The organism is Chryseobacterium sp. (genome assembly GCF_045629545.1).
In the GTDB taxonomy this organism is placed as follows: Bacteria; Bacteroidota; Bacteroidia; order Flavobacteriales; family Weeksellaceae; genus Chryseobacterium.
In genome coordinates this window covers 1-24693 of record NZ_JAZQRK010000042.1, presented here as the reverse complement: position 1 = coordinate 24693, position 24693 = coordinate 1, and the positions used below count along the sequence as shown (strand labels likewise).

The following is a 24693-nucleotide window of genomic DNA, read 5'->3' as shown; positions in this document are numbered from 1 at the left end:
GCCAATTTATTTTAAAAGTATAGTATCGTACATTAGATTATCATCTTTATCAAAACTTATGATTTTTACCTTGTACTGTTTGGCACCATCATTATTATAAAATTTAATTCTTGGTGGAACGTAGTCGCTTTCGAATAAATTGGGATTCCAGTATAATGTTTCACGAGTATCATTTTCCACTTTTGTAGAAGATTCGGCATCTAACATTTCAATAAAAAATTCCGAAGGTTTGTCATAACCTTTAATGATTACAGAATTATTTTTCACCAAAGTATTTTCATTATTTTTAGATTGCATATTACCTCTCATCGTGTAGATTGCTACGGCATCGCCCACTAGCGTAGAACCTTTAATAATTTTTACCATGGCGATATTACTTATTGGCAGCGTTGTAACCATAGTAGGCTCGGCAGGCATTTCATCTATATACAATTTAGCTTGTTTACCACGAATATAGGGAACATTTTCTCCCGAATTATTTCTTTGAAAAGTCAAGCCTGCGGCTCTTCCCTGAAGCCAATCGAGTATATTGTTATTTCCAGATGCATATTGGTTTTCATTTACAAAATCGAAAATAGTAGTATTAATAGAATTAAATCTATTTGTAGCTAATTGTTTGTCGAGTTCTTCTTTGGGATCTATTTTTTTACCTACAATTCTTACTTCTTCAATTTGTTCATCGACATTTTCTGTTTTTTTATTATTTTTTTGGTTGTTGAATGCCCTTGCAATAGATTCTGGTAATTTTATGTTATTTGCATTTTTCACTAGTTTGTACGGAGTTTTAGGAAAATTTCCTTTGAATGGAGTACCAATTACAAGTGGTTCTATGGTTACCGATAAATCATCTGTGCTAGCTTCTTTGCTTTTATCTGAATTTATAAATACTGAAACAGCTAAAGGATCGTTGAAATTGAGTTGATCTAAATAAACATACCCATTTTCATCTGTGGTAAATTGATTGATCGCAGGTTCCTTTTCACCCAATTGTAATACTAAATTTACACTTGAATTCTTTACTAAACCATTATTTTTGATCGGTTTAATTTTATAGGACAAAAAATTTTGATTATTTATTTTTATATTTGGTAAACTACCACTTAGAAGATTATTCCAATCAAACTTTTTCCAATTTTCAGAAATCAGTAATGCGTCAAGAGCATCTGCTTTGGCATTTGAAGTAAAATATTGCGCTGGGGAATCTATTCTTGATGTAAAATCTCCTGTTAGCCAAAGGCCACTTAGGATATTTTCTTCATCTTTTGCAGCACTATAATCTGCGTCATTTACTACTATAGTATAATTTTTAAAATTAGATTCTGGAGAAATATCTATACTGTTGAAAGATCCAGGAATTTGCTTGATGCTTTTCCCGATAATATCTACTTTTTCTATTTTTAAATTGTTAGGCTTAATAAAAGATAGGCGCTGAGCAACCACATTATCTTGTTCATCGAAAATTGCCAATTGTAAAACGGCATTTTTTTCGTTACTAATTTTGGTCGGAATTGTACTAGTGGCTTCATCCACCAATTTATTTATATTCGCACGATAGACAAATTGATTATTAATTGTACCTACGATTTTATAATTTTGTAATTGCTGAGGTAAATTCATGCTTTTCAAACTATATTTTATACCATCTTTGGTATTACTAACTTGCAAATTGATGCCTTTATTAGCAATTTGTGGTAAATCTACAGTTTGTTTTTTGCCTAAATTATCTTGAATAATCACTTGGTATTTTTTACCAATATTTGGAGTTATTGAGAAAGCAGCCACATTTTTATCAAATGAAGTGAATGTTGCCACCGGAACAGCGGGACTTCCTAGATCTATCACTTTTCCCGTCCAACTTTCGGGTAATACTGTTTCAGAAGAGAGTCTTACTGCAACTTTTGTAGACAATCCATTTACAAAAGTTCCTCCTTCTGGAAAGACTTTAGCAGACCAATTGCTATTTGTAGACACTTCCAATCGCTCTGTACTATTGGCATTGAAGATAGGTACTATTTTAGCAATCTGAAAATCTTCACTAAAATTGGTCATGTTCGGAGTGTAAGCTCTTATATAATATACTTGTTCGGGCAAATCTTCTTTTAGTTTAAAATCTCCGTTGCCTTCACCATTTGTTAATAGGATGGTTTTAGAGTCTATCAATTTTTTGTCAGCACTATACAATTCTACAAAAAGGGTAGTAGATATTGCTGATTTGTTATATCCTTGAAATACAAAACTTTTAAACCAAATTGGATCTCCTGCAACATATTGTGATTTGTCGGTGAGTAGATATACTTTTTCTTGTACATCATAAATTTCTAGATTTGTTATTGCTTTTTCTAATTTCGTTTGAGAAAATACAGGTTGAACCGCTGTTACAAGCAACAAAAAAAAGATATTTTTCATAAGATTTATTATGCAAATTATTTTTGCACTTCAAAAATAGTCTATTTCAAATTTCTACCATTTTATTAGGAAAATAATTTTTTATTTTAAGCATCTTTCTAGCACTCTTCAAAACAAAACCTCGCTTACGATAAGCGAGGTTTGTATAGTAAAATTGTAATTTGTCAGAATTAGATTCCGTTTACAATAGTATTTAATGTTTCAGAAGGTCTCATTGCAGCATCTGCCTTAGCAAAATCTGCTTTGTAATATCCTTGGATATCCTGAGCTTTCCCTTGAGAACCAATTAACTCTTCATTAATTTTTGCCTCATTGTCTTGCATAGCTTTTGCTACGGGTGCAAACTTAGCTGCTAATTCGGCATCTTTAGTTTGGTTTGCCAGAGCTTCTGCCCAATACATAGCCAAATAGAAGTGAGAACCTCTGTTGTCAATAGTTCCTAGTTTTCTTCCTGGAGATTTATCTGTAGCTAAGAATTTTGCGTTTGCTTCATCTAAAGCATCTGCTAAAACTTGAGATTTTGTATTGTTTTGAGTTTGTGCTAAATGCTCTAATGAAGCTTGTAGCGCTAAGAATTCTCCTAGAGAATCCCATCTTAGGTATCCTTCTTCGATGAACTGCTCTATATGCTTAGGTGCAGATCCACCAGCTCCTGTTTCGAATAAACCACCACCGTTCATCAATGGAACGATAGAAAGCATTTTTGCAGAAGTTCCTAATTCTAAAATTGGGAAAAGATCGGTAAGGTAATCTCTAAGAACGTTACCGGAAACAGAGATAGTATCTTTACCTTCTCTTGCTCTTTTCAGAGTTTCTGTCATGGCATCCATCACATCAAGAATTCTGATGTCTAAACCAGTAGTATCATAATCTGCAAGATATTTTTCTACTTTCTTGATGATTTCTCTATCGTGAGCTCTTGCTTTATCTAACCAGAAGATAGCAGGTGTATCTGATAATCTTGCTCTATTTACGGCAAGTTTTACCCAATCTTGGATCGGCGCATCTTTAGTTTGGCACATTCTGAAAATATCAGAAGCTTCTACTTTTTGAGAAAGAAGAACGTTCCCCGCTTCATCTTGTACTTCTACAGTACCATCAGCAGTCATTTGGAAAGTTTTGTCGTGAGATCCGTATTCTTCAGCTTTCTGAGCCATCAATCCAACGTTTGGTACAGAACCCATTGTAGTAGGATCCAATGCACCGTTAGCTTTCATATCATTGATCACAGATTGGTAAAAACCAGCGTAAGAACGATCCGGAATAATACAAATGGTATCTTCTTCGTTTCCATCTTTGTTCCACATTTTACCACCACCTCTTACTAATGCAGCCATAGATGCATCAACTATGATGTCTGAAGGAACGTGGAAGTTGGTAATTCCTTTGTCAGAATTTACCATTGCCACTCTTGGTCCGTTTGCTAAAGCCGCTTCGATATCCGCTTTGATGTCTGCTTCTTGAGCGTTTCCTTTTATTTTTTCGAATAAATCTGCAAGACCGTTGTTAGGATTTACGTCCAATGATTTGAAAGTTTCTGCATATTTAGCAAAAACGTCTTTAAAGAAGGTTTCTACAATTGCTCCAAAAATAATAGGATCAGAGATTTTCATCATAGTCGCTTTCAAGTGAGCAGAAAGAAGAACATTTTTCTCTTTAGCTTCGTCGATAGCTGTTTGTACAAAAGATTTTAAAGCATTAAGATTCAAAACAGAAGAATCTATAACTTCACCTGCTAATAATTTTGCAGAATCTTTTAATATTTTTTCAGAACCATCATTTCCTTTGAAAACAATTTTATACTGTGTATCATTTTCTAAAGTAGTAGAAGTTTCCGTACCATAGAAGTCTCCAGAAGTCATGTTCGCAACATCTGTTTTGCTATCAGAAGCCCAAAGACCCATTCTGTGTGGATTTGCTTTTGCGTAATTTTTTACCGCTTTAGGCGCTCTTCTGTCAGAGTTTCCTTCTCTAAGAACTGGATTTACCGCAGATCCCAGAACTTTTCCGTATTTGGCTTTAATTGCTTTTTCTTCTTCGTTTTTCGGTTCAGCAGGATAATTAGGAACTGCAAATCCTTTTGCTTGAAGTTCAGAAATTGCTTCTTCCAATTGAGGTGCAGATGCTGATATATTAGGAAGTTTAATAATATTAGCGTCTGGTTGAGTTGCTAATTGGCCTAATTGTGCTAATGCATCATCTATTTTTTGCTCATCTTTTAAGAAATCTGGAAAGTTGGCCAAGATTCTTCCCGATAGAGAAATATCTGGAACTGCGATTTCGATGTTTGCAGATTTTGTAAATGCTTTTACAATTGGTAAAAATGAATGTGTAGCCAACATTGGCGCTTCATCCGTTAAAGTGTAGTAGATTTTTGATTTGTCTGACATTCTTTATTGTTTAAAAAATGAGTAATAATTGTATGAATTTTTGGAAATCTTTCAGTTTTATAAACCTTCAATTTCTTGTAGTACAAATTTAATAATTTTTAAATAGTTATTGGCGATTTTCAAAAACGATTTAAATGATATTAATCTATATTTAAAAATTATACGTTACTTAAGAATTTATTATACAAAAAAAATACTCATCAATTTCATGATGAGTATTACATTTTAGTTATATGTAGTATAGCAAAGACTCTAATATTTCTATAACCAAATTAGGGTCGAAAAGACCGTTTGTAGGATCTTCAATGAGATTATCAGCAAGCAATCTAATCGGACTCTTCAATTTTCAATAATTATTATTTAGCGATAGCTTCTAATTTTTCAACTCTTTCTAATAGTTTTTTAATGGTTTCATCCTGATCCTTAATCTTTTGTGTCAAAACTGGGATGAATTCAAGGTAATTTACAGACTTGTATCCCTCTTTATCAGTAAATACAGCATCTGGCATTATTTTCTCTACTTCTTGAGCGATAAAACCATATTGCAATTTATTATTTCCCCCTTTCTCTTTTCCTTTTGCATTCCAAGTATAAGTAATAGGTTTTAATTTCAGGGCAAGTTCACCATCAATAGACTTAATGTTTTCTTTCAATCTTTCGTCAGAATCTAGTCGTAATGCCATTGTTTGCATAGATCCATTAGCTGATAATAAAGGAACATCGGTAGCGTTTATAGTCCCTATTCTTTTATAAGTCACCATATTGCTATCGGTCACATCAACAATTCTTTGGTTTGTTATTGTACCATTTTGATTATAAAAACTAGCTATAGTGCCCGGTGAAAGGTTACCCCACTTCGTTGTAGTATACGGTTCTATGCCATTTCCAGGATTAACAACTTGGTCAAACATTAAAACTTGTCCTGCTGTAGGTGATACTTTAGGAAGATAATAAGCTGAAATTTTTCTTGTCCAGTTAGGTTCGCTAGGATTTACGGCAGATCCTAAACTTGAAACGAAGGTACCATTAAGATTATTTATATAACCTAGTTTTATTCCTTTTTCATCAATAGCAACAATAGAGTTGGTTCTGTCTGGAAGCCAAGTAGTAAATGTATGAGCTCCCATTCCATCATTGAATTTGTTATCAGATGGATCTATTAAGTATTCAGCGTATCTATTGGCTCCTGCTATTGTAGATCCTGCGGAAATTATAGTTTTAGGAGTTCCATAGTTTGGTGTTGCGGGGGAATTTCCATTATTATCAATAGCAATATATGATTCAGAATTGATTTCATTTGCTGGAGATCTATTTATATTTCTCATAGATAATTCATCTCTACTGAGATCAAGAATAGTTTGTTTATTATTTAATCCCACTAAACCATCATTTTTAGTCTGAAATCTACTATTACCATGAACATACAATTCCTCATCTCTTGTGGTAGTAGATAAATTATCTCCGATGCTGACTTTATTATTTCTATAGATGTTTTCAGAATCTTTAGTTGCTGATGCGGTACTATTTTGTACCAACCACGGGCTAGAAGAACCTATTGGTAACCATTCTGTATCTTTGAAATAGTAAAAGCCGGGCTCAACAATCTTCGTTGTTTGCGCAGAACTCGTCGTATTAGTACCCGCAGCAATATCCGTTACATATACCATTGCGCTATTTTGTGTAGCAGTATAAGTGTTTGCCGCTTTGGCATTAAGTTCACTTTTTGTAATTCTAGGAATCAGTATTCCATCTTTGTCGTTGATACCCTTTTTTGAAGTAATATCTAAAGTTGTATTAGGCTGTTCATTATTGATCCCAACCTGTGCGTAGCTAAGTGAGCATACTAATATAAGTATAGCTGATAAATTTTGTCTCATCATTTTGAGTTTTTATGTTATTGTAAATCTAATAATTATTATGGAAATAAAAATTATTATCTAATAAAAATTACTATTCTCTCCAATAATTCACTATAAATAATGATATATTTTTAGACATACTACGAGCGTTTATTAATGATTTTGTAACAATATTTTTTCCACTATATTTACATAAAATTTATTTATCATTATGGCAAGTATAAAATTGAAAGGAAATCCAGTACAGACTATTGGTGAACTACCTAGCGTAGGGTCACTAGCAAAAGAATTTACCATGGTAGCTACAGATTTATCAGAAAAACATCTAGCAGACTATACAGGTAGAAAAATAATACTAAATATATTCCCAAGTATAGATACTGGTATATGTGCAGCATCTGCTAGAACATTCAACGAAAAGGCTAATACTATAGAAAACACTGTAATTATCAATGTTTCTAGAGATTTACCCTTTGCACTAAATAGATTCTGTGCAGCAGAAGGACTAGAAAACGTAGAAGTTTTATCAGATTTCAGAGGAAATTTTGGAGAAGACTATGGTGTAACAATTGAAGATTCTCCAATGAAAGGATTACTAAGCAGAGCTGTTGTTGTATTAGATGAAAAAGGTAATGTGTTATATACAGAACAAGTATCTGATATTACGCAGGAGCCTAATTATGAAAAAGCATTAGAAGTTGTAAAATAATGTATCTCAAATAAAGAAAAAGAGGATCATGATTTATGATCCTCTTTTTTTATTGTTGATAGTAATCTACAAGTATTTTAAAAGAAATTTCATAAACCTACTATTAGACTAAATTAGTTACAAATTTCAATGTTTGACAACCATTATTTGATTATTATTTTAATGGGGTTACCACATGATGGCACAATTTTCTCACTCATGATGAAAATTACTCACTATGACGAATCCAATCACTATAGAAATCACAATATTGGCGCCTATCAATACGGTTTGGGAATATTTTTGTAATTCTAATCATATTACAAAGTGGAATTTTGCAAATGAAACTTGGTATTGTCCAAAATCTGAAAGTAATCTCCATGTAGGAGGATCATTCAATCATACAATGGCTGCTAGGGATGGTAGTTTTAGTTTTGATTTCAAAGGAGTATATGATGAGATTCTGCCCTTTGACACGATTAAATATCACCTTGATGACGGGCGAAATGTAGTAGTGTTATTCGAGGAGATTGATGCTAACACCACAAAAGTAACAGAGATTTTCGAACCCGAGAAGCAAAATTCTGCAGAGATGCAGCGCGAGGGTTGGTATGCGATACTCAATAACTTTCATAAGTACGTTGAGAATAATAGCAAATAAACTTCAAATATTTTTGTACAGTTTAAAATATTCAGTCAAATAATTGTAAATTAACCATTTATTACATTAATCCGGATCACACAAGCACAATATATATGGAAGAAAAATTACCTCAAAAAAAAATTTCAAAATGGAAAAAAGTCTTACTTATCATCCTTGGATGTATACTGATTCTAGCACTTATATTTCCTTTCGCACTAAATATATACTTAAAGAATAAGCTCCCTCAAATTGTCAATGAGAAAACGCCTTACCAAATAACCCTTAAGAATTTTGACCTTAGTTTATTCAATGGTGATATATCTGCTCATGATATTGCAGTTCATACCAAGCCAACGAAAGATACCACGGTAACTCATCTAGAAGGTACAGTAAAAAGCTTAAAAATTGAAAATTTTGGAATTTGGAATGCAATATTTAATAAATCTTATCATGTTGACAACATTAATCTGATAAATGCTAATATTAAAGCTACATTAGGTAAATCTAAAAAGAAAAAAAATAAGCAGAAAAAGGAGGTTGATTTTGGAGTGAAAAATATCTTGGTCACTAATGGTAATTTTGATGTAAAAAATAGTAAACTGAAAAATCTTTTTACGGGAAAAAATGTGAATATTAATGTTACAGAAATATACCAAAGTAAAGATGACGCAAAATTGCCCATCGCCTTCAAAGATTTCAAGATTGATGCACAAGATGTATTAATAACAATGAATGATTATTACCAAATAATTGCAAAAAAAATAGATGCAAAGAATAAACAATTGGCAATTTCAGAATTTCATCTAAATCCAATTGAAAGTCCGGGATTATATAATGCAAAAAATGTTTTCGATCTGAAGGTAAATCATGTGTTGGCAGATAATTTCTCTGTAGATAAGGATTCATTAATTATAGATAACGCAGTATTTTCCAAACCAGAGCTGATTATCACTTCAACGAACAAGAAAACTGTAAAACAAAATCCGAAAGAGGTAAACCTTAAGATAGGGATCAAAAATATTGATATAAAAGAGGGTAATGTATTAGTTCAGCAAAAAAACAAGGTGAAAACCGCATCGGTGGATAAATATCATATCAATTTGAAAGACATTGTCTTCGATAAGAATACCGTAAAAGAAAAGATACCATTTGTGTTTTCTAGTCATGATGTTCAGATCAATAATGTGTACTTCAAAATAGACCCACTACAAGCTTTGAGTGCGAAAAAAATTACCGCGAATGGTGCAAATACCTATGTAGAAAATTTTCAGATGATGGCAATTGGGAAAAGTGCCGCTAAAGATGTATTCAATATTAAAACGGATAAAATAGAGATTCTTAAGAATGCCTCAAAATTTGCGGGTCAACAATTAAGGATTAATTTGGGAGCGATTAATATTCATAAGCCGCAAGTGGAAATTATTTCTGCTACGCAAAAAAATAAAAAAGCCAAAAATCCCAAAAAAGAAATTCCAGATTTACTTCTAAATCTTGGCGAATTGAACTTTATCAATGGTACTTTTACTCAAAAAAACAATGGGAAAGATAAAGTGAAGGTAGGAAATTTCAGTGTGAATTTAAGATCCATTACCACCAACAAAGATATCCTGAAGGAAGATTTGCCATTTCACATGAAAAGTCATTTGGTGACAGCAAAAAGTATTGATGTAGATGCTGGAAAATATTACACTTTGAAGGTTGGTGATGTAAAAAATACAGGTAAAATAACAACCTTGAATAATTTTGCCTTTTTGCCCAAATATTCTAGAAAGCAGTTTAATAAAATGATTTCGGTAGAAGAAGATTTGTATACTATAAAAATAAAATCTGTAAATATTACAGATAAAAATTCAGTTTTTGCTGGCAATACAAGTATTGATATTGATAAAATTGGAATTGATGGGATAGATTGTAACATCTTTCACGATTTGACGCCTCCAGATGATAGTAGCGTTCGATATATGTTTAGTAAAAAACTACGTGATGTGAAGTTTCCATTATTTGTAAAAGATATTGATATAAAAAATTCTAAACTTTCTTACGAAGAAATTACAGAAAAAGCCATGATGCCTGGTAAATTGACTTTCGAGAATTTCAATGCTAAAGTGAGCAATGTGAATAGTGCCAAGATGAAAGGCAGACCCACATTGGTACAAGTAGATTCTAATTTCAAATTTTTTGGAGCAGCACCTACCGATATCCATTGGGAATTTGATGTAGCCAACAAAAATGATGATTACGCCATTAAAGGAACTATAAATGATCTTTCTGTAGAAAATGCAAACCTGTTTGTACGTCCTTATTTGAATGTTAGTTTGGATGGGAAAATTCAATACCTGAAGTTTGACTATAGAGGGGATAACAAAAAAATTGCAGGTAATTTCTATTTCAAATATACCGATATGCATGTGAATCTTCTTAATAAGAAAACAGGTGAGGAGAAAAAAGTACTGAGTTCGATCGCTAATATTTTTATTAAAAATGATTCTAAAGGTGAACCCAACCACGTAGAGGTAGAAAAGGAGAGAGATCCTAATAAAAGCTTTTTTAATACTTTATGGCAAGGCATCATGGAAGGTTTGAAAAAATATCTCATCTAGTATACGTAATCAGTATAGTGAAATTCAGTGAGTAACATATATTATCACCATAACAAAACACATTTCATTTGTGGAAACATAATAGTCACGCAATTACAGAGAAGCATAAATAATAAAAAAATACAATATGAAGGAATTAGAATATAAAATAGAGATATTAGCAACACCAGATAAAATATGGTTGGTATTATGGGGTGACATTACGTATCAACAATGGACAACGGCTTTCACAGAAGGGTCTTTTTATATCGGCAATTTCGAGGAAGGCAGCATAATGAAATTCATGGATCCTAAAAATAATGGAATGTATAGTAAAGTTATAAAAAACGTAACTAATGAGACGATGATTTTTCAACATCTAGGAGAAATCTATGATGGAGTAGAAGTACCACAAAATTGGGGCGACGCCACTGAAACTTACACCTTATTAGAAACAGAAAACGGTACTCGCCTTACGATAAAAGCTAAAACTACAGAAGAGTTTGTATCTTTTTTTGAGGAGAATATCCCCAAAGCTATGCATATAATAAAAAACTTGTCGGAAAATCAGTTATAGATGGAGGATGTTTCTTAACACTGACAATTTATCCTACTATCGCCAAACGGAAAGCTATTTGCTTTCCGTTTGGTGGTTTTAGCGTGTAGATACATCAATAGCCCAGATAGAAGCGATACCCCACAGCAAACATGGAAGAAGCAATGGCGCGAGGAGTAAAGCGGAGAGCTGGAAATGCTACAAAGAAAATATCTTACAATAAATAAAGTATTACATAAGCTCTAATCGTTATAGGAATATGGAGGTTGCCAATAAAATATTGATCCCACAAAAGGAAAAAGAAAACATCATTTCTCAGGCTGTTACAAGCTATGGTGGGAAATTGATGTCTTATATTCGCCCGAAAGTGAAAAATACGGAAGATGCGGAAGATATTTTGCAAGAGGTTTGGTATCAGTTCAGCAGCCTTACCAATCTTTCAGAGATTGTGAATGTGGGTGGATGGCTTTATCGAGTGACAGCCAACAAAATCATCGATAAATATAGAAAAAAGAAAACCGAAAATCTAGAAGATTTTGTGTACGAGGATGAGGACGGCACGTTTTCTATAAAAGATATTTTGCTTTTGGATGATAGTGCAGGACCAGAAATCAAGATGTTTCAGGATGAGATTTGGAAAAAGCTATTCGAGGCGCTAGAAGAATTACCCGAGAAACAAAGATGGGTGTATGTAGAAAATGAACTGAATGATAAGACGCTACAGCAGATTGCAGATGACCAGGGCGAAAATATAAAAACCATTATCAGTAGAAAAAATTACGCTGTAAAACACCTAAGATCTCGACTAAGAATGTTGTACGAAGATCTGAACAATTAAGAACAAAAATCATGAATAATAAACATAAAAAAAGCTGGATCCTCATATTGCTCTGTCCACCACTTATATTTTTGGCTGTTGCTTTTATCGTAATGCAGCTTTGGAACTGTATTTTGCCAGAAATATTGGGCGTAAAAATGATTAATTATTGGCAAGCAATGGGGATACTATTGCTTAGCAAAATTCTTTTTGGAGGTTTCAACGGAAAATTCGGTCAAGGAATGCGAGATATGAAAGAAAAACATATGCAAAGTAGGATGGAAGGTATGACGGATGAGGAAAAAGAAAAATTCAAAGAAATATGGAAACAAAAATGCAGCGCAGGATTTTTTCAGAAATAAAATAAAGTAAAACAAGACATCAGTCGTCTTTATAAAAAACAATCAACATCATTAAAATAAGTAAAAAAATGAAAAATTCAGTATTAAAAGGTATTTTAGGAGCAGTAGCCGTAGCAGGCGTTGCAATGGTAGCCAAAAAAGCAATTGAAAGAAAGAAAACGATAAAAGGAATTCTAGGTGAATACGGAATCACAGAAAAATCGCCTTTCGGGTTGGCAGATAAGATCAGAGAAATGGATGAAGACCAGTACCAAGAGCTAAAAGGGAAATTAAAAGAGGAGTTCGCATCGTCTTGCTGTTGCAAGAAAGGAACGATGTGCGAGGCATAATCTCCTTATTATTTTAAATTATATTGTTAAGAAATTACGCGGAAAGCAAAGCATTCCGCGTAATTTTATTTTTGTTCTCTATTTATTTAGGAGCTATTTCTCGCTATCACTACTCGCTTTTTTATGCCATTTTTTTCTCCTTGGCTTATAAAAAGAGCTCAAACAAACCGTTCTATCGAGGCTGAAAAAACTTAGAGAATTTCATACACAAAACCCGTTTTCTAGTACAATTACAAAAATAATATTTCCTAAATTTGCACTCATCTCTATGAAAGATTACTACTATTTTCTCGGTGTTTCCCATGATGCTTCAGAAGAAGACATCAAAAAAGCGTATAGAAAATTATCCTTCAAATATCATCCTGATAAAAACGATAACGACGAGTTCTTCTCGATAAGATTCAGAGAAATCCAAGAAGCGTACGAAACTTTGATGGACAAAAGCAATAGAAAAGCTTACGATCAGAATTTAGAAAGTCACAGTAGAACTTTCAAATACAGCATTCCACCCTCTGTAAAGACGTTTTCGGCAAACAAAATACACGCAAAAAAAGGAGAGGAGATTATCATCACTTGGCAAACAAGCAATGCAGATGTGGTAAAGGTTCTACCATTTGGGCTAGAGAAAGTTTATGGCGAAAGGATTTTTAAAATTACAGAATTTCAAAACGGGAAATTCCAATTGTTGCTTCATGCAACCAATTCGTTACTTCATAAAACAGTGGTACAGGGTATCACAATCACAGAAGTCTTTGATAATGATTCTGAAAAATTCAGATCGCAGGCAGAAGATTTATTCAAGAGTCAGCCAAAAACTGCTGCCAACCCAAGAGGAAATCCGAAAATTTTCAAAATTTTTCTGATTACGTTATTGTTGGTATTAGCAATCTTTGCTTTTATTAATAATTTATCTTAGGCTAATTTCTTATTGCCAGGACATTTTTTACATCTTTTACCTTTCTTGAATTTTTTGCAACAAGATTTTTTATCACAGAACATTTCTTCATTTTTAAAATTGAATCCTGCGTTCAATGGAGGTACTTTAAAAGGAGTGATCGTATTCATGATGCAAATATATTAATTTAGAATAAATATAATTAAGAAAGTTTGTTAAAATTTCTATTCTCTAAAATCTCGCATAGAGTACTCGTACAAATTGTCCCTATTCAAGGTCATTTTTGGTTCATTTCAGAAGTTTTTTATACCGCTGATTTTTGACAGTTTTTTACAAGTTGTGAAATCGTAGGAAAAATTGTAATTTTAACCATCTTTTTTACAAACAAAATCTAATAAAAAAAAATGAATACAGAACAGTTTGTGAGTCGTCACATTTCTATTAATGAAGCCGATAAATTGGCAATGTTGAATAAAATTGGCGTTTCTAGTGTTGAAGAATTAATATCTCAAACCATCCCAGCTTCTATCCGTCTAGCAAAGGATCTTGACATCTCAGAGCCTCTTTCGGAATATGAAATGCTGAGCTACTCAAAAAAATTAGCTTCTAAAAATGCTGAGTATACCAATTATATTGGTTTTGGGTACCACAATACTTTATTGCCATCAGCAATTCAGAGAAATATCTTCGAAAATCCAAGTTGGTACACCGCTTATACGCCTTACCAAGCGGAAATTGCACAAGGTAGATTGGAGGCACTGCTAAATTATCAGACTGTTGTATGCGATCTTACAGGTTTTGCCTTAGCTAATGCATCTTTGTTAGATGAAGCTACTGCCGCAGCTGAGGCAATGCATATGTTCTTTAATAATAGAACTAAAGATCAAAAGAAATCTAGTGCCAATAAATTCTTTATATCAGAGTTGGTATTGCCACAAACAGTATCTGTACTGAAAACTAAAGCAGAAGGATTAGAAATTGAAATCGTAATCGGAGATCATGCTACTCATACTTTTGATGCTTCTTACTATGGTGTATTATTACAGTATCCTGGTAAAAATGGTGTTGTTTTGGATTACACAGAAAACATTGTAGAATACAAGAAATTCGATCTTCAAGTTGTTTTAGCTTGTGATCCATTGGCATTGGTGAAATTGAAATCTCCAGCTGATATGGGTGCAGATTGTGCAGTAGGGACTTCACAGAGATTTGGTATCCCGATGGGATATGGTGGACCTCACGCAGCATTTTTCTCTTGTAAAGAAGATTACAAAAGGGATATCCCGGGCAGAATCATTGGGGTTTCTCAGGATATGTACGGCAGACGTGCTCTTAGAATGGCTCTGCAAACTAGAGAACAGCATATCAAAAGAGAAAGAGCAACTTCTAATATCTGTACTGCACAAGTATTATTGGCTGTGATGGCTGGTATGTATGCAGTTTACCACGGACCAAAAGGGCTAAACTATATCGCAGATCAAGTTCATTACAAAGCTAATGCCTTGAAAAACGGATTGAGTGCTTTAGGGTACCAAACAGTAGAAGAGCCTATCTTTGATACAGTAAAAATAAACCTTAGCGAAGACGAAAAAGGAAGATTGATGATGATGATGAAAGATCACAAAATCAACCTAAACTACTTCACAGAAGGTGTAGTAAGTATTGCAATCAACGAAAGTACTACTTTAGAAAAACTAAACTTATTAATGGCTTCATTTGCTCAGTTTTATGACAAGCAAGCTTTCAAATTAGAAATAAAAGAAGAATACAGTATTCCTGCAGAATTGTTAAGAAAAGACGCAATTCTTACTGAAGAAGTATTCAACAAATACCATACAGAGACAGAATTGATGCGTTACATCAAACGTCTAGAAAGAAAAGATTTGTCACTTACACATTCTATGATTTCTCTAGGTTCTTGTACAATGAAGCTAAATGCAGCTACACAAATGTTGCCTTTATCTTGGGGAGAATGGGGTACAGTACACCCATTTGTTCCAATTGATCAGGCTGCAGGATACCAAGAGATGATTGCAGATTTAGAAAAAGATCTAACAGAAATTACAGGTTTTGCAGGAACATCACTTCAGCCTAACTCAGGTGCTCAAGGAGAATATGCAGGACTAATGGTTATCAGAGAGTATCACAAATCTAGAGGAGAAGCTCACAGAAATGTGGTATTAATTCCTCAATCTGCACACGGTACAAACCCAGCTTCTGCTGCAATGGCAGGAATGAAAATTGTTGTAGTGAAAAATCTTGAAAATGGTGAAATCGATTTCGAAGATCTAAAAGCTAAGACAGATTTACATTCTGCAAACTTATCTTGTGTAATGATTACTTATCCATCTACTTACGGATTGTTTGATGCAAACATCAAAGAAATCACTCAGCTTATCCATGATAATGGTGGACAAGTTTATATGGATGGAGCAAACATGAATGCTCAGGTAGGATATACAAGTCCTGGTAACATTGGAGCAGACGTTTGTCACCTAAACTTACACAAAACTTTCGCAATTCCTCACGGTGGTGGTGGACCTGGAGTTGGACCAATCTGTGTTGCAAAACATTTGGTGCCATTCTTACCAACCAATGCGAATATTAAAATTGGATCTAAAGAAGCTATTCAAGGGATTTCAGCAGCACCTTATGGTTCCGGATTGATTCTTAATATCTCTCACTCATATATCAAAATGCTTGGAAATGCAGGTCTGAAGAAAGCTACAGAACATGCAATTCTTAATGCTAATTACCTGAAAGTAGTATTAGCAGAGCATTTCCCAATCTTATATTCTAATGAAAATGATAAGGTTGCTCACGAATGTATCGTAGATTTCCGTCAGTTCAAATCTATCGGAATTGAAGTGGCAGATGTAGCGAAAAGATTGATGGATTACGGTTTCCATGCTCCTACTGTGTCTTTCCCAGTAGCAGGTACACTAATGATTGAGCCTACAGAATCTGAAAGTAAAGCTGAAATTGATCGTTTTGCTGAAGCATTAATTGCGATAAAAGCTGAGATTGACGAGATTGCTAATGGAACAGTAGATCAGGCAAATAATGTGCTTAAAAACGCTCCTCACACAGAGCAAGTAGTAATCTCAGATTCTTGGGACAAACCTTACAGTAGAGAGAAGGCAGCTTATCCATTAGAATGGGTAAGAGATCACAAATTCTTTGCTTCGGTTTCTAGAGTAGATGATGCTTTTGGAGACAGAAACTTGGTTTGTACTTGTGAGCCTACAGAGTCTTATATGTAAAAATAGAGGTTAAACTTTAGAATTTTACTTCTATTGTTTAGCTCTTTCTTTACTTTTTAATATAATAAAATCCCTTTCAGAAATGAGAGGGATTTTTGTTTATTTGTGACTAAACAGTTAAAGATTATATTTAATATTTATAAAAATTTAGAGTTGTGGAAGGAATGCTACTGTTATTATTACAAAGTTCTGTTATTTTCTATATTTTGAGCAGAATTAATCATATTTAGTGCAGTTTTTGCCAAAATACTATTCGGAAATTCTAGTAAAGTTTTTTCGTAATAATATTTTGATTTCATTCCATTTCCTATTTGTGAATAACAGAACGCAATATTATTTAGAGCCATTTCTCTATAACTCATATTTGATGCAGAGAAAAGTGTTATAAAACGATATTTATCAATCCAACTATAATTTTTAAAGTATTCTGCACTTCTTTCATAGCATTCAATAGCTTCAATAAATTTTTCAGCTTTTGTCAATTGCATTCCTTTGTTATGATATTTTGCTAAAATTTTACGTGATCCAAAAGATAAAATTAAATAAGTTAAACATCCCCAAATTACAGGTTCATTTATACTGAATAAATAATAAACTAATATAAGAAAAGCCATGAAAATTAATTGAGGAACAATAGCTAGCCATTTTGTTTGCTTAACTACTGGAATATTTTGGTTTGACATTTTTATGATGTATGTAAAGACTATCTTATAATGCCCAAATATACTCAAGTTTGCCAAATGCTCAAAGTGTATTTGTTTATATAATCTCAAAAACAAAAAATCCATATTTTTCATAGGGATTTTATTCATAAAAAATAGGAATTAAAGTTTTGGTGGTTTCTGTGCTCTCGGTTTCTAGGGTAGATGATGCTTTTGGAGACAGATACTTGTTGTGTATTTGTGAGCCTACAGTATCTTATATGCAAGAAATTATTAATATAAAAAAGAAAATCACCTTTCAGTATGGAAGGGTGATTTTTTTATTTTTTCAAGTATAAGATTTATTATGATAAGGAATTTACTATTATTAATGTTACCATTTGATCAAATAATTATGAATCGTAACTCTTTATCCTTACAATTGAATTATTCATGAATTCACATTTGTCATTGGCGAATCTTGATGTTTTTTTCTTGAACAAAGAATGAACGATTTTTTTATTAGCCGCCTTACTTTTAATTCAAAATGATATTTCCATTGGAGTCATAATTGAATGTCCAAGATGATTCAGAAGTCGAAGTTAAAACATTATTATTGTATCTTTGCTCTGAATATTTTCGGAAATTATTTTTAGAAACTGAACGATAAAAATATTCGTCTAATAAATAAAAATATTTTGTTGGATTTGATGAAGTATCATAATTTTCAAAAGTTCTAACAATTTTTTCACCCATATTAATTCCATTTCTTTGTTCATAATACTCTGTTTTAGACAAATTGCCGTTCAAATCGTAATAAAATTTTTCGGAATATGTCAAAATATAATCATTAGGATCTTGTGGAAAATAGGGCATATTTGGCAGTGAAGTTTTTATTTCAACAAGTTTACTATTTGAGTATTCAAAAAGTTCTTTTTTAAACAAATAATTATTGGTATCGTTAGGTGTTTCTTTTGTTATGATTTCTTTTGAACTATTTAAGATGTAGTGTTTTGTTTTTTTAGGAATAGTAAATTCATTGGTAGAAGAGAAATTTTCTATAGTAACTTTATTGTCATTATACATTAGTGAAGTGTAAATGTTTTTTGTGAAAAAACCATTATAGCCCGTAGAACCAGACAATTCTAAAAAACCACCAGTTTTTTTTATTAAACGTTTTTGGTTATCATAATTAAACAAAAAAAACAATTCAGTTTCATTGGAAGAAGAACTAGGATTATAGACATTTAGTGCTATTTTTGTTACTAATGATTCCTCTGCATCTTTTTTTTGTGGTTCATCATCTCTTGAACAAGATACTGAAATTATTCCTATTAGTAAAAGTGTAATTATTTGCTTCATTTTTTTTTAGTATTGTGGATAATGAAAAAAGTTTTAGGAACTGCTTGCAAATAGTGGATTTTTTATTTCAATTTTGACCCATCTCAGGCAATATTTTTCAATGGAACTAAGTTAGACAAAAATGTGGAATTGAAAAATATTGTGGTCTACATATTTTTTAATATTTCCAACGCTGGCGAGAGCGCCACTCTCATGTTCGCTTTAGAACAATTTCAAAATATATTCAAACTTTTCTAGAGAATTTTCGTCAGAAAAATTTATAAAAAATTCTTTTTGCCAGTTTTGAGTTTTCTGAGCTTGTTTGTTTTCGGGAAGATCCCAGTCGGGATATATCCTAAATCCTCGCTTACCTTCTTTTGATAGGGAAGTGAGAATGTTTTTTTGAGATAGAATAGAATTTGGGAAAAAGAAAAAGCCAAATTGATTGTTACATTCGGTGAAAATTATATAAAAATCAAAGGGATCTTCAGATGTAAAGGGTTCGGTTTGTTTATTTTGGAGATTTCTCTTCCATAAAGTCACAAATTGTCCGATTTTTTTTGGAGTAATTTTAGCCTTTCTGAATTTAATATTGGTTTTATTGAGAATGAATTCACATCCAAGATAATCTTCACATTCAGAATCGGGCTGTAGGTTTAAAATTATTAAATTGAGCTTAGAGAAAATAGAATTCTGGAGCTGCTCAAGTTCTTTAAACATTGTAAATTTTGTCTTTTCTGCTCTTTTACCCGTTACGAGTAAAAGAGCGAGCAATCGTTATCTTACAACAAATAATTGAAGTAAAATAAATTATATATTCTTAGTTTTTTTCTCTTCTTACTGTTACAAAATAAGAGATAATAAGAAACGCGAATGTAGCAATACCGATGTAAGCAATCATAATTTTTGAATTTTTAAATTAATGGATATTTATTGTCAAATCTTCAATGGCAAAATTAATACTTTTTCATCATGTGACAAGTGGTTTTATTATGATGTATATCAGTATATTATGAGTGTTTTAGCGATTTTTTGAGCTTTATCTAATTGTGATTTTTTAATTATTTAATAGGGATTTATTTTAAATTTAATTATATTATTCATAATAAATTATAAATATGATATTATTTCTTAGGTGCTCATTTTCAATATGATAATTTTAAAACAAATTCATGTTAACGATTTTTAATATACCATTACTTAAGTAGCTTTTATTTTTAAAAAAAATAGTCTGAATTTATTTTGAAATGATCTTACTTACCTGCTTAATGTCCAATAATTAAATTAAATTTGAAACATGATGAATTAAATCCAGATGACAGGCAATAACGCACTAACTTTGAAATATACAATCATAAGGCAGTAGTGGAGATAGAAAACGCGGGCTACAACGTAATGTACGAGTTGTTAGACCACTTTATCATTTTTATTGTAAAACCCTTAAACGAAAGAAAATCGTATGATAAAAAGGCTCTAAAGTTGCTTCCAGAACAATTTGTTTACAATGAGGGATCCGATTACCAAAAAATTTTGGGTGTGCTAGATTTTGTTTCGGGAATGACGGATAATTACGCAACCGATCTTTACCGAAAAATTAAAGGAATTGATATTGGTATGACGATGTAAGAAAGCTTATTTCTTGGATTTTGATATTTCTTTTATCAATGTATATTTTATAGAAGAAGTGTCGGCAGGAGTATTTTCCACTTTTTCAGTTTTTATTTGTAAAACATATTCATATCCAGATTGGTAATTGAAACCTTCAATATTACTATAAAAGTTGGACCAATTTCCGGATGTTTTTTCTTTGATTTGGAGGCATTTCATTTTCACAACTCCTGTGCAATCTACCTTATTGGAACCAACAATGATAATTTTTTCGTCGGCTAAAAGTGTTTTTTTGTTGGTAGAACATTGAATGCTTAAAAACAGCCCGATAATTGGAAGGATAAATTTTGTACAACGCATATTTTTATGTTTTAAAATGATGATTCTAATAGGTAGTGCTAAAATCTTTTCGAGTATAAATTTACACATTAAAAATATACTGTATTTGAATGGTACATTTAAACTTAATTAGCAATTTTTGGGACAGAATTTTATCCTTTATAATAAAGCTTTTCTGGCAGTATTTGTCTAAATTTCCCTCGAAAAATATAAATGTTTTTGAAAGAAAAAAACACCTCACTTACATGACTTTTAAGGTTGACTTTTTACTTTTTATGAGCTTAAACTTAAAAATATAGACTTTAAATAAGAAAATCTACTGTTTATCGATAAATTTCCGTGTTGTTGTTAGGCTAAATTCATCTGAAAGGTTATATTTGCACCCTAAATTTTATAGACATGAAAGAACTTATTGAAAAAATCAACGCAGAATTTGAAGCATTCGCAACTGAAGCTAACCAACAAGCAGAAAAAGGAAACAAAGCAGCTGGAACTAGAGCTCGTAAATCTGCATTAGAATTGAGCAAATTGTTCAAAGAATTCAGAAAAGTTTCTGTTGAAGAATCAAAAAAATAATCAATCTACATAGATTATGGCCGGTTTAGTTTCTAAACCGGTTTTTTTGTGCCCAAAAGCCAAGGTTTTTTTTAAATAAAATGAAATAAAGCTGACTTGAACTCTTAATAATTGAACTGATTCATTGTTAAATTAGTTATAAAATTATTCTTTAATTATAAAATAAACAATATTAATGTTAAAAATTTAAGGAAAATTATAATTTATTCTTAAATGTGTTTTGATGCTATCAATTCTCAGTTATATTTGTTACTTATTATTTATTTACCCATTTTACAAATTATACCAGTAGGTGATAATGATAATAAGGAAACTACAGTTTTGTTGTCTAAAGAGCAACAAGAATTTATTAATAAAAAATAAAAAAGAGATGAAGAAAATAATTGTATTAGGATTTATGATATGTGGTAGTATCATTGAAGCGCAAACGCATCGTTTTGTCTATGATGTAGAATATAAAAAAGATTCTACACAATCTGTGCTTACCAAAGAAAATTATTTGCTGGATATAGATGATGTGGAAGCAAAATATTACACAAGGGATTTCTTTGTGGCAGATTCTCTGATTGCTAATAATATTCCTTTTCCTAAAGGGCAAAAACTAAATACGTCTACAATTATTACTCATAAAAAATCGAGTGATCAATACCAAGAATATGATATTTTGGAGAATACAGTGCTCAATTTAGAATCTAAAGAAAATCAGAATTGGAAACTTTCTACAGACAAAAAGAAAGTAAAAGAAATGACTTTGCAGAAGGCGACTGCAAATTGGGGTGGTAGAAATTGGACTGCATGGTTTTCAACCGAAATTCCGTTTCAGGAAGGTCCATACAAATTTCATGGTTTACCAGGTTTGATTGTAGAATTGTATGATGACCGAAAGGATTATCATTTTTCTTTGGTTAAATCTCAAAATATAAATGGCAAGGTGAAAAACCAATTTATAGATATGAGTAAAGCGATGAGCGTGCCTGTAACAAGAGAAAAATACAATGCAACCAAACTGAAATATTACCAAGCGCCAATCAATTTTCTTAGGAATCAAGTAGGAGATGGAAATGGAAAAGGAGATTTTTATTTGAACGATGGAACAGTAGTTACGGATAAAAATAGCCGAGAAACCAACGAAATACTTAGAAAAACCATTAAACAATATAACAATCCAATCGATCTAGAAAATGCAGTGAAATATTAGTCTACTTCATTTTTTGTGCAACATCAATATTTGGATTTACTTTAGCATTATGAAAATCCCCTACCTTATTTTTTTAATTTAATAATGCTTGGACCTCCGTCACTTGTTCTTCCTTTAGAGTATATGTTTTACAAAATTTATTATTTAGATGCATGCTAAAACTCATTTTATTAACGATGTCTGTTCCGTAGCCTCCATTTTTATAAATTATTTCTGAAAACTCGGGGAAAAAGTTCAAGAGGCAAAGTATATTTCTAGCTAAAGATCTAAATAGTTTTGGGTTCTTCCCAAAGTCATCAACAATTTTCATTTTAAAAAATTTCTTACCCAAAGTAGTTCCCCAAAAAGTTTCTAGAATACTTCCAGAAATAATCACCAAAAAAATTGAAATTAATACAACCAGAAAAATATTTTGATGAAAGCCAAAATAACCTAACAAAATGTAAGGAGATAGATCAATCATTTTGGCATAAAATCTTTCTCGTTCACTGCCTTCATAGTAGGCTTTATAGGGGAAATCATATTCGAAAGAATTATACAATCTATTTCCTAAATAGTCGAAATTTTGGGTTGGCCTATGAATGATTTTTTTAACTTTTAGTTCGGATATTTTTTCCATTTTTAGTTTGAATTGTCTTAAAATACAAAAATTTAAACAGACAAAATAGCATTAAATTTAAAATTAAAAGTTTCCTCTCTTTAAGATTTTTCCTCTTGGTTCATCACCTTCGTAGAGCGCAATGTCAGAATGTAAAAATTGGGCGGCGGCGGCAGAATCTTCTACTTTTATAGCGCTTCTTTTCATCATTTCAGATTCAAAATCAACTAAAGCAGATTTTCTAATTCCGATTTCTCGCCAATTGGATTTTGCATTGCATTTTTTATAGATTTCTCTTGCCAAAGAAAGTGAGTCTAAAAGAGCTTGGTTGGCTCCTTGTCCTTTGAAAGGACTCATTGGATGCGCTCCATCGCCTATTAAAGTCGCATTTCCGAGTGTATTGAAAAGCTGTGGTGTCAACAAATCTCTATCGTAAACTGGATATCCAGAAATATGCTCCGTTAGGGTAGAAGACACAATCTCTGGAACAGGTTGGTGCCAATTGGTTCTTCTGATGGCCTCCTCTTTTAATGCTTGTGAGCCTTTTGCGCTAAGCGTTTTAGCATCTTCTTCAGACATCGGAAAACTAAGTTGCCACATTACAGATTTTGCATTAAATGGCATTATATAAATTCTCTCGTTGCCATTTGCTGTCTGAAAAACCGTCGCCGAATCTAATAAAGGATGATTTTTCTGGTCTAAATTTTCCAAAGGACAAATCCCAAGAATCACCAAACAACCAAGATAACGCAAGGGTGTAGTTTCTTCACCAATGCTATTTTTTCTTACCACACTTCGTATTCCGTCTGCACCAACAATGAGGTCTGCTTTTTTTCTAATAATTTCTGCTTTAACTTTAAAATTAAGCAATATTTTACCCGAATGATTTTCTTTAAAATCAAGCAACTGATGTCCCCAATTGATCATTTCATGTCCTCCCAATTGCTGTATAAGTGCAGATCTTAACGATTGTCTTGCAATATGAATATTGGTTTTCTTTGGACTAGATTTTTCAGAGTTGGCAAGCCATTTTCTCATTCCCCATTCGGCGATAACCTTGCCTTCTGGCGTGTGCACCAGATGTCGAGTAGAAACCACGCCTTTTTCTAGAGGGAAGATTCCAAAACCTTCCATTGCTTTACTGGCTTGTTGCAAAGTCAATCCGTATCCTTGTGATCTTTGACTAAAACTCTCATCACGCTCGTAAAGAGAAAACGGAATTCCACGATGAAGACAAGCCACAGCCAACGCTACACCGCCAATTCCGCCACCAATGATGGCAACGTGAGGAAGATTTTCTGTATCTGCTTTTGGAAAACTCTCAGAAACCACCAATCCCGAACCTTTACAACTATTGCAAACGGAGAGATGAGCTTCTGGTCGGGTAGGAGGCGTGCTTGTGCCATTAGATTGAGCAAAGATTTCTAATTCTTGTTGATATCTAAGTTTTAGACTTTTTTTGATTCTGTTTTTCTTCCTTCCGAGACCTTGGCACTCTTCGCAAGTTCTGAATTTTGGAGTTTCGGTTGACATTTTAATGTTGTGTTCTCGATTTTCGTTAATTAATGATAAACCAAAAATACTGATTGTGTTCTGTTTGGTTAA

At 32.4% G+C, this 24693-nt stretch carries 21 protein-coding genes and 1 pseudogene; 12 read left to right on the top strand and 10 right to left on the bottom strand.

Going from position 1 to position 24693, the window contains the following annotated elements; translation table 11 throughout:
* Nucleotides 1–6: 6 nt before the first annotated feature.
* The 3 genes from ACKI42_RS09650 to ACKI42_RS09640 all read right to left on the bottom strand — a co-directional run bounded on the left by ACKI42_RS09650 (nucleotide 7) and on the right by ACKI42_RS09640 (nucleotide 6676).
* The gene (locus ACKI42_RS09650; RefSeq protein ID WP_407404843.1) at nucleotides 7–2406 is read right to left on the bottom strand and encodes a hypothetical protein; all 2400 of its coding nucleotides are present in this window, start codon (nucleotides 2404–2406) and stop codon (nucleotides 7–9) included.
* 170 nt (nucleotides 2407–2576) lie between these two features.
* Nucleotides 2577–4796, bottom strand: coding sequence for an NADP-dependent isocitrate dehydrogenase (locus ACKI42_RS09645; protein ID WP_407404841.1), 2220 nt, complete (start codon nucleotides 4794–4796; stop codon nucleotides 2577–2579).
* A 356-nt stretch (nucleotides 4797–5152) separates the two neighbouring features.
* A complete protein-coding gene (locus ACKI42_RS09640) occupies nucleotides 5153–6676 on the bottom strand; it encodes a tail fiber domain-containing protein (protein ID WP_407404839.1) in 1524 nt (507 codons plus the stop codon).
* A gap of 190 nt (nucleotides 6677–6866) precedes the next feature.
* Between ACKI42_RS09640 and tpx the strand changes: the two genes are divergently transcribed.
* The 8 genes from tpx (at nucleotide 6867) to ACKI42_RS09600 (ending at nucleotide 13545) form a co-directional block, all read left to right on the top strand.
* Nucleotides 6867–7364, top strand: coding sequence for a thiol peroxidase (gene tpx / locus ACKI42_RS09635; protein ID WP_407404837.1), 498 nt, complete (start codon nucleotides 6867–6869; stop codon nucleotides 7362–7364).
* Nucleotides 7365–7581: 217 nt separating this feature from the next.
* Nucleotides 7582–8004, top strand: a complete 423-nt coding sequence (locus ACKI42_RS09630; protein WP_407404835.1) for an SRPBCC domain-containing protein — start codon at nucleotides 7582–7584, stop codon at nucleotides 8002–8004.
* Between the two features lie 95 nt (nucleotides 8005–8099).
* Nucleotides 8100–10586: a hypothetical protein gene (locus tag ACKI42_RS09625; protein WP_407404833.1), complete on the top strand. Its 2487-nt coding sequence runs from the start codon at nucleotides 8100–8102 to the stop codon at nucleotides 10584–10586.
* 127 nt (nucleotides 10587–10713) lie between these two features.
* Nucleotides 10714–11142 (top strand): SRPBCC domain-containing protein, encoded by a 429-nt coding sequence (locus ACKI42_RS09620; protein ID WP_407404832.1) that lies wholly within the window; start codon nucleotides 10714–10716, stop codon nucleotides 11140–11142.
* A gap of 238 nt (nucleotides 11143–11380) precedes the next feature.
* Complete coding sequence (locus tag ACKI42_RS09615) at nucleotides 11381–11959, top strand: RNA polymerase sigma factor (protein WP_407404830.1); 579 nt, start codon at nucleotides 11381–11383, stop codon at nucleotides 11957–11959.
* Nucleotides 11960–11970: 11 nt separating this feature from the next.
* On the top strand, nucleotides 11971–12300 hold the full coding sequence (locus tag ACKI42_RS09610) for a hypothetical protein (protein WP_407404828.1): 330 nt from the start codon (nucleotides 11971–11973) through the stop codon (nucleotides 12298–12300).
* Nucleotides 12301–12368: 68 nt separating this feature from the next.
* Entirely contained in the window at nucleotides 12369–12629 is a 261-nt protein-coding gene (locus tag ACKI42_RS09605) for a hypothetical protein (protein ID WP_407404826.1), read from the top strand.
* A 268-nt stretch (nucleotides 12630–12897) separates the two neighbouring features.
* A complete protein-coding gene (locus ACKI42_RS09600; protein WP_407404824.1) occupies nucleotides 12898–13545 on the top strand; it encodes a J domain-containing protein in 648 nt (215 codons plus the stop codon).
* On the opposite strand, the gene ACKI42_RS09595 is transcribed toward ACKI42_RS09600, so the two are convergent.
* On the bottom strand, nucleotides 13542–13694 hold the full coding sequence (locus ACKI42_RS09595) for a hypothetical protein (protein ID WP_407404822.1): 153 nt from the start codon (nucleotides 13692–13694) through the stop codon (nucleotides 13542–13544). The genes ACKI42_RS09600 and ACKI42_RS09595 overlap by 4 nt on opposite strands.
* A gap of 234 nt (nucleotides 13695–13928) precedes the next feature.
* Here ACKI42_RS09595 and gcvP point away from each other — a divergent pair, with 234 nt between their 5' ends.
* Entirely contained in the window at nucleotides 13929–16787 is a 2859-nt protein-coding gene (gene gcvP, locus ACKI42_RS09590; protein WP_407404820.1) for an aminomethyl-transferring glycine dehydrogenase, read from the top strand.
* A 179-nt stretch (nucleotides 16788–16966) separates the two neighbouring features.
* Here the strand turns inward: gcvP and ACKI42_RS09585 are convergent, their stop codons facing one another.
* From ACKI42_RS09585 to ACKI42_RS09575, 3 genes are all read right to left on the bottom strand, one after another.
* The gene (locus ACKI42_RS09585; RefSeq protein ID WP_407404818.1) at nucleotides 16967–17584 is read right to left on the bottom strand and encodes a hypothetical protein; all 618 of its coding nucleotides are present in this window, start codon (nucleotides 17582–17584) and stop codon (nucleotides 16967–16969) included.
* Nucleotides 17585–17965: 381 nt separating this feature from the next.
* Nucleotides 17966–18790 (bottom strand): hypothetical protein, encoded by an 825-nt coding sequence (locus ACKI42_RS09580; protein ID WP_407404816.1) that lies wholly within the window; start codon nucleotides 18788–18790, stop codon nucleotides 17966–17968.
* A 201-nt stretch (nucleotides 18791–18991) separates the two neighbouring features.
* Nucleotides 18992–19489, bottom strand: a complete 498-nt coding sequence (locus tag ACKI42_RS09575) for a MepB family protein (RefSeq protein WP_407404814.1) — start codon at nucleotides 19487–19489, stop codon at nucleotides 18992–18994.
* Nucleotides 19490–20110: 621 nt separating this feature from the next.
* Here ACKI42_RS09575 and ACKI42_RS09570 point away from each other — a divergent pair.
* Nucleotides 20111–20395, top strand: a pseudogene (locus ACKI42_RS09570) (deoxyguanosinetriphosphate triphosphohydrolase); the annotation flags it as partial.
* Nucleotides 20396–20401: 6 nt separating this feature from the next.
* On the opposite strand, the gene ACKI42_RS09565 reads toward ACKI42_RS09570, so the two are convergent.
* Entirely contained in the window at nucleotides 20402–20737 is a 336-nt protein-coding gene (locus ACKI42_RS09565) for a DUF4377 domain-containing protein (RefSeq protein ID WP_407404812.1), read from the bottom strand.
* A gap of 378 nt (nucleotides 20738–21115) precedes the next feature.
* Here ACKI42_RS09565 and ACKI42_RS09560 point away from each other — a divergent pair, with 378 nt between their 5' ends.
* Nucleotides 21116–21292, top strand: coding sequence for a histone H1 (locus ACKI42_RS09560; protein WP_042720556.1), 177 nt, complete (start codon nucleotides 21116–21118; stop codon nucleotides 21290–21292).
* A 370-nt stretch (nucleotides 21293–21662) separates the two neighbouring features.
* On the top strand, nucleotides 21663–22490 hold the full coding sequence (locus ACKI42_RS09555; protein WP_407404810.1) for a GLPGLI family protein: 828 nt from the start codon (nucleotides 21663–21665) through the stop codon (nucleotides 22488–22490).
* A gap of 73 nt (nucleotides 22491–22563) precedes the next feature.
* On the opposite strand, the gene ACKI42_RS09550 is transcribed toward ACKI42_RS09555, so the two are convergent.
* Nucleotides 22564–23109, bottom strand: a complete 546-nt coding sequence (locus ACKI42_RS09550; protein WP_407404808.1) for an RDD family protein — start codon at nucleotides 23107–23109, stop codon at nucleotides 22564–22566.
* Nucleotides 23110–23172: 63 nt separating this feature from the next.
* Nucleotides 23173–24621 carry an FAD-dependent monooxygenase gene (locus tag ACKI42_RS09545; RefSeq protein ID WP_407405130.1) on the bottom strand — a complete coding sequence of 483 codons (1449 nt, stop codon included), beginning with the start codon at nucleotides 24619–24621 and terminating at the stop codon, nucleotides 23173–23175.
* Nucleotides 24622–24693: the final 72 nt, after the last annotated feature.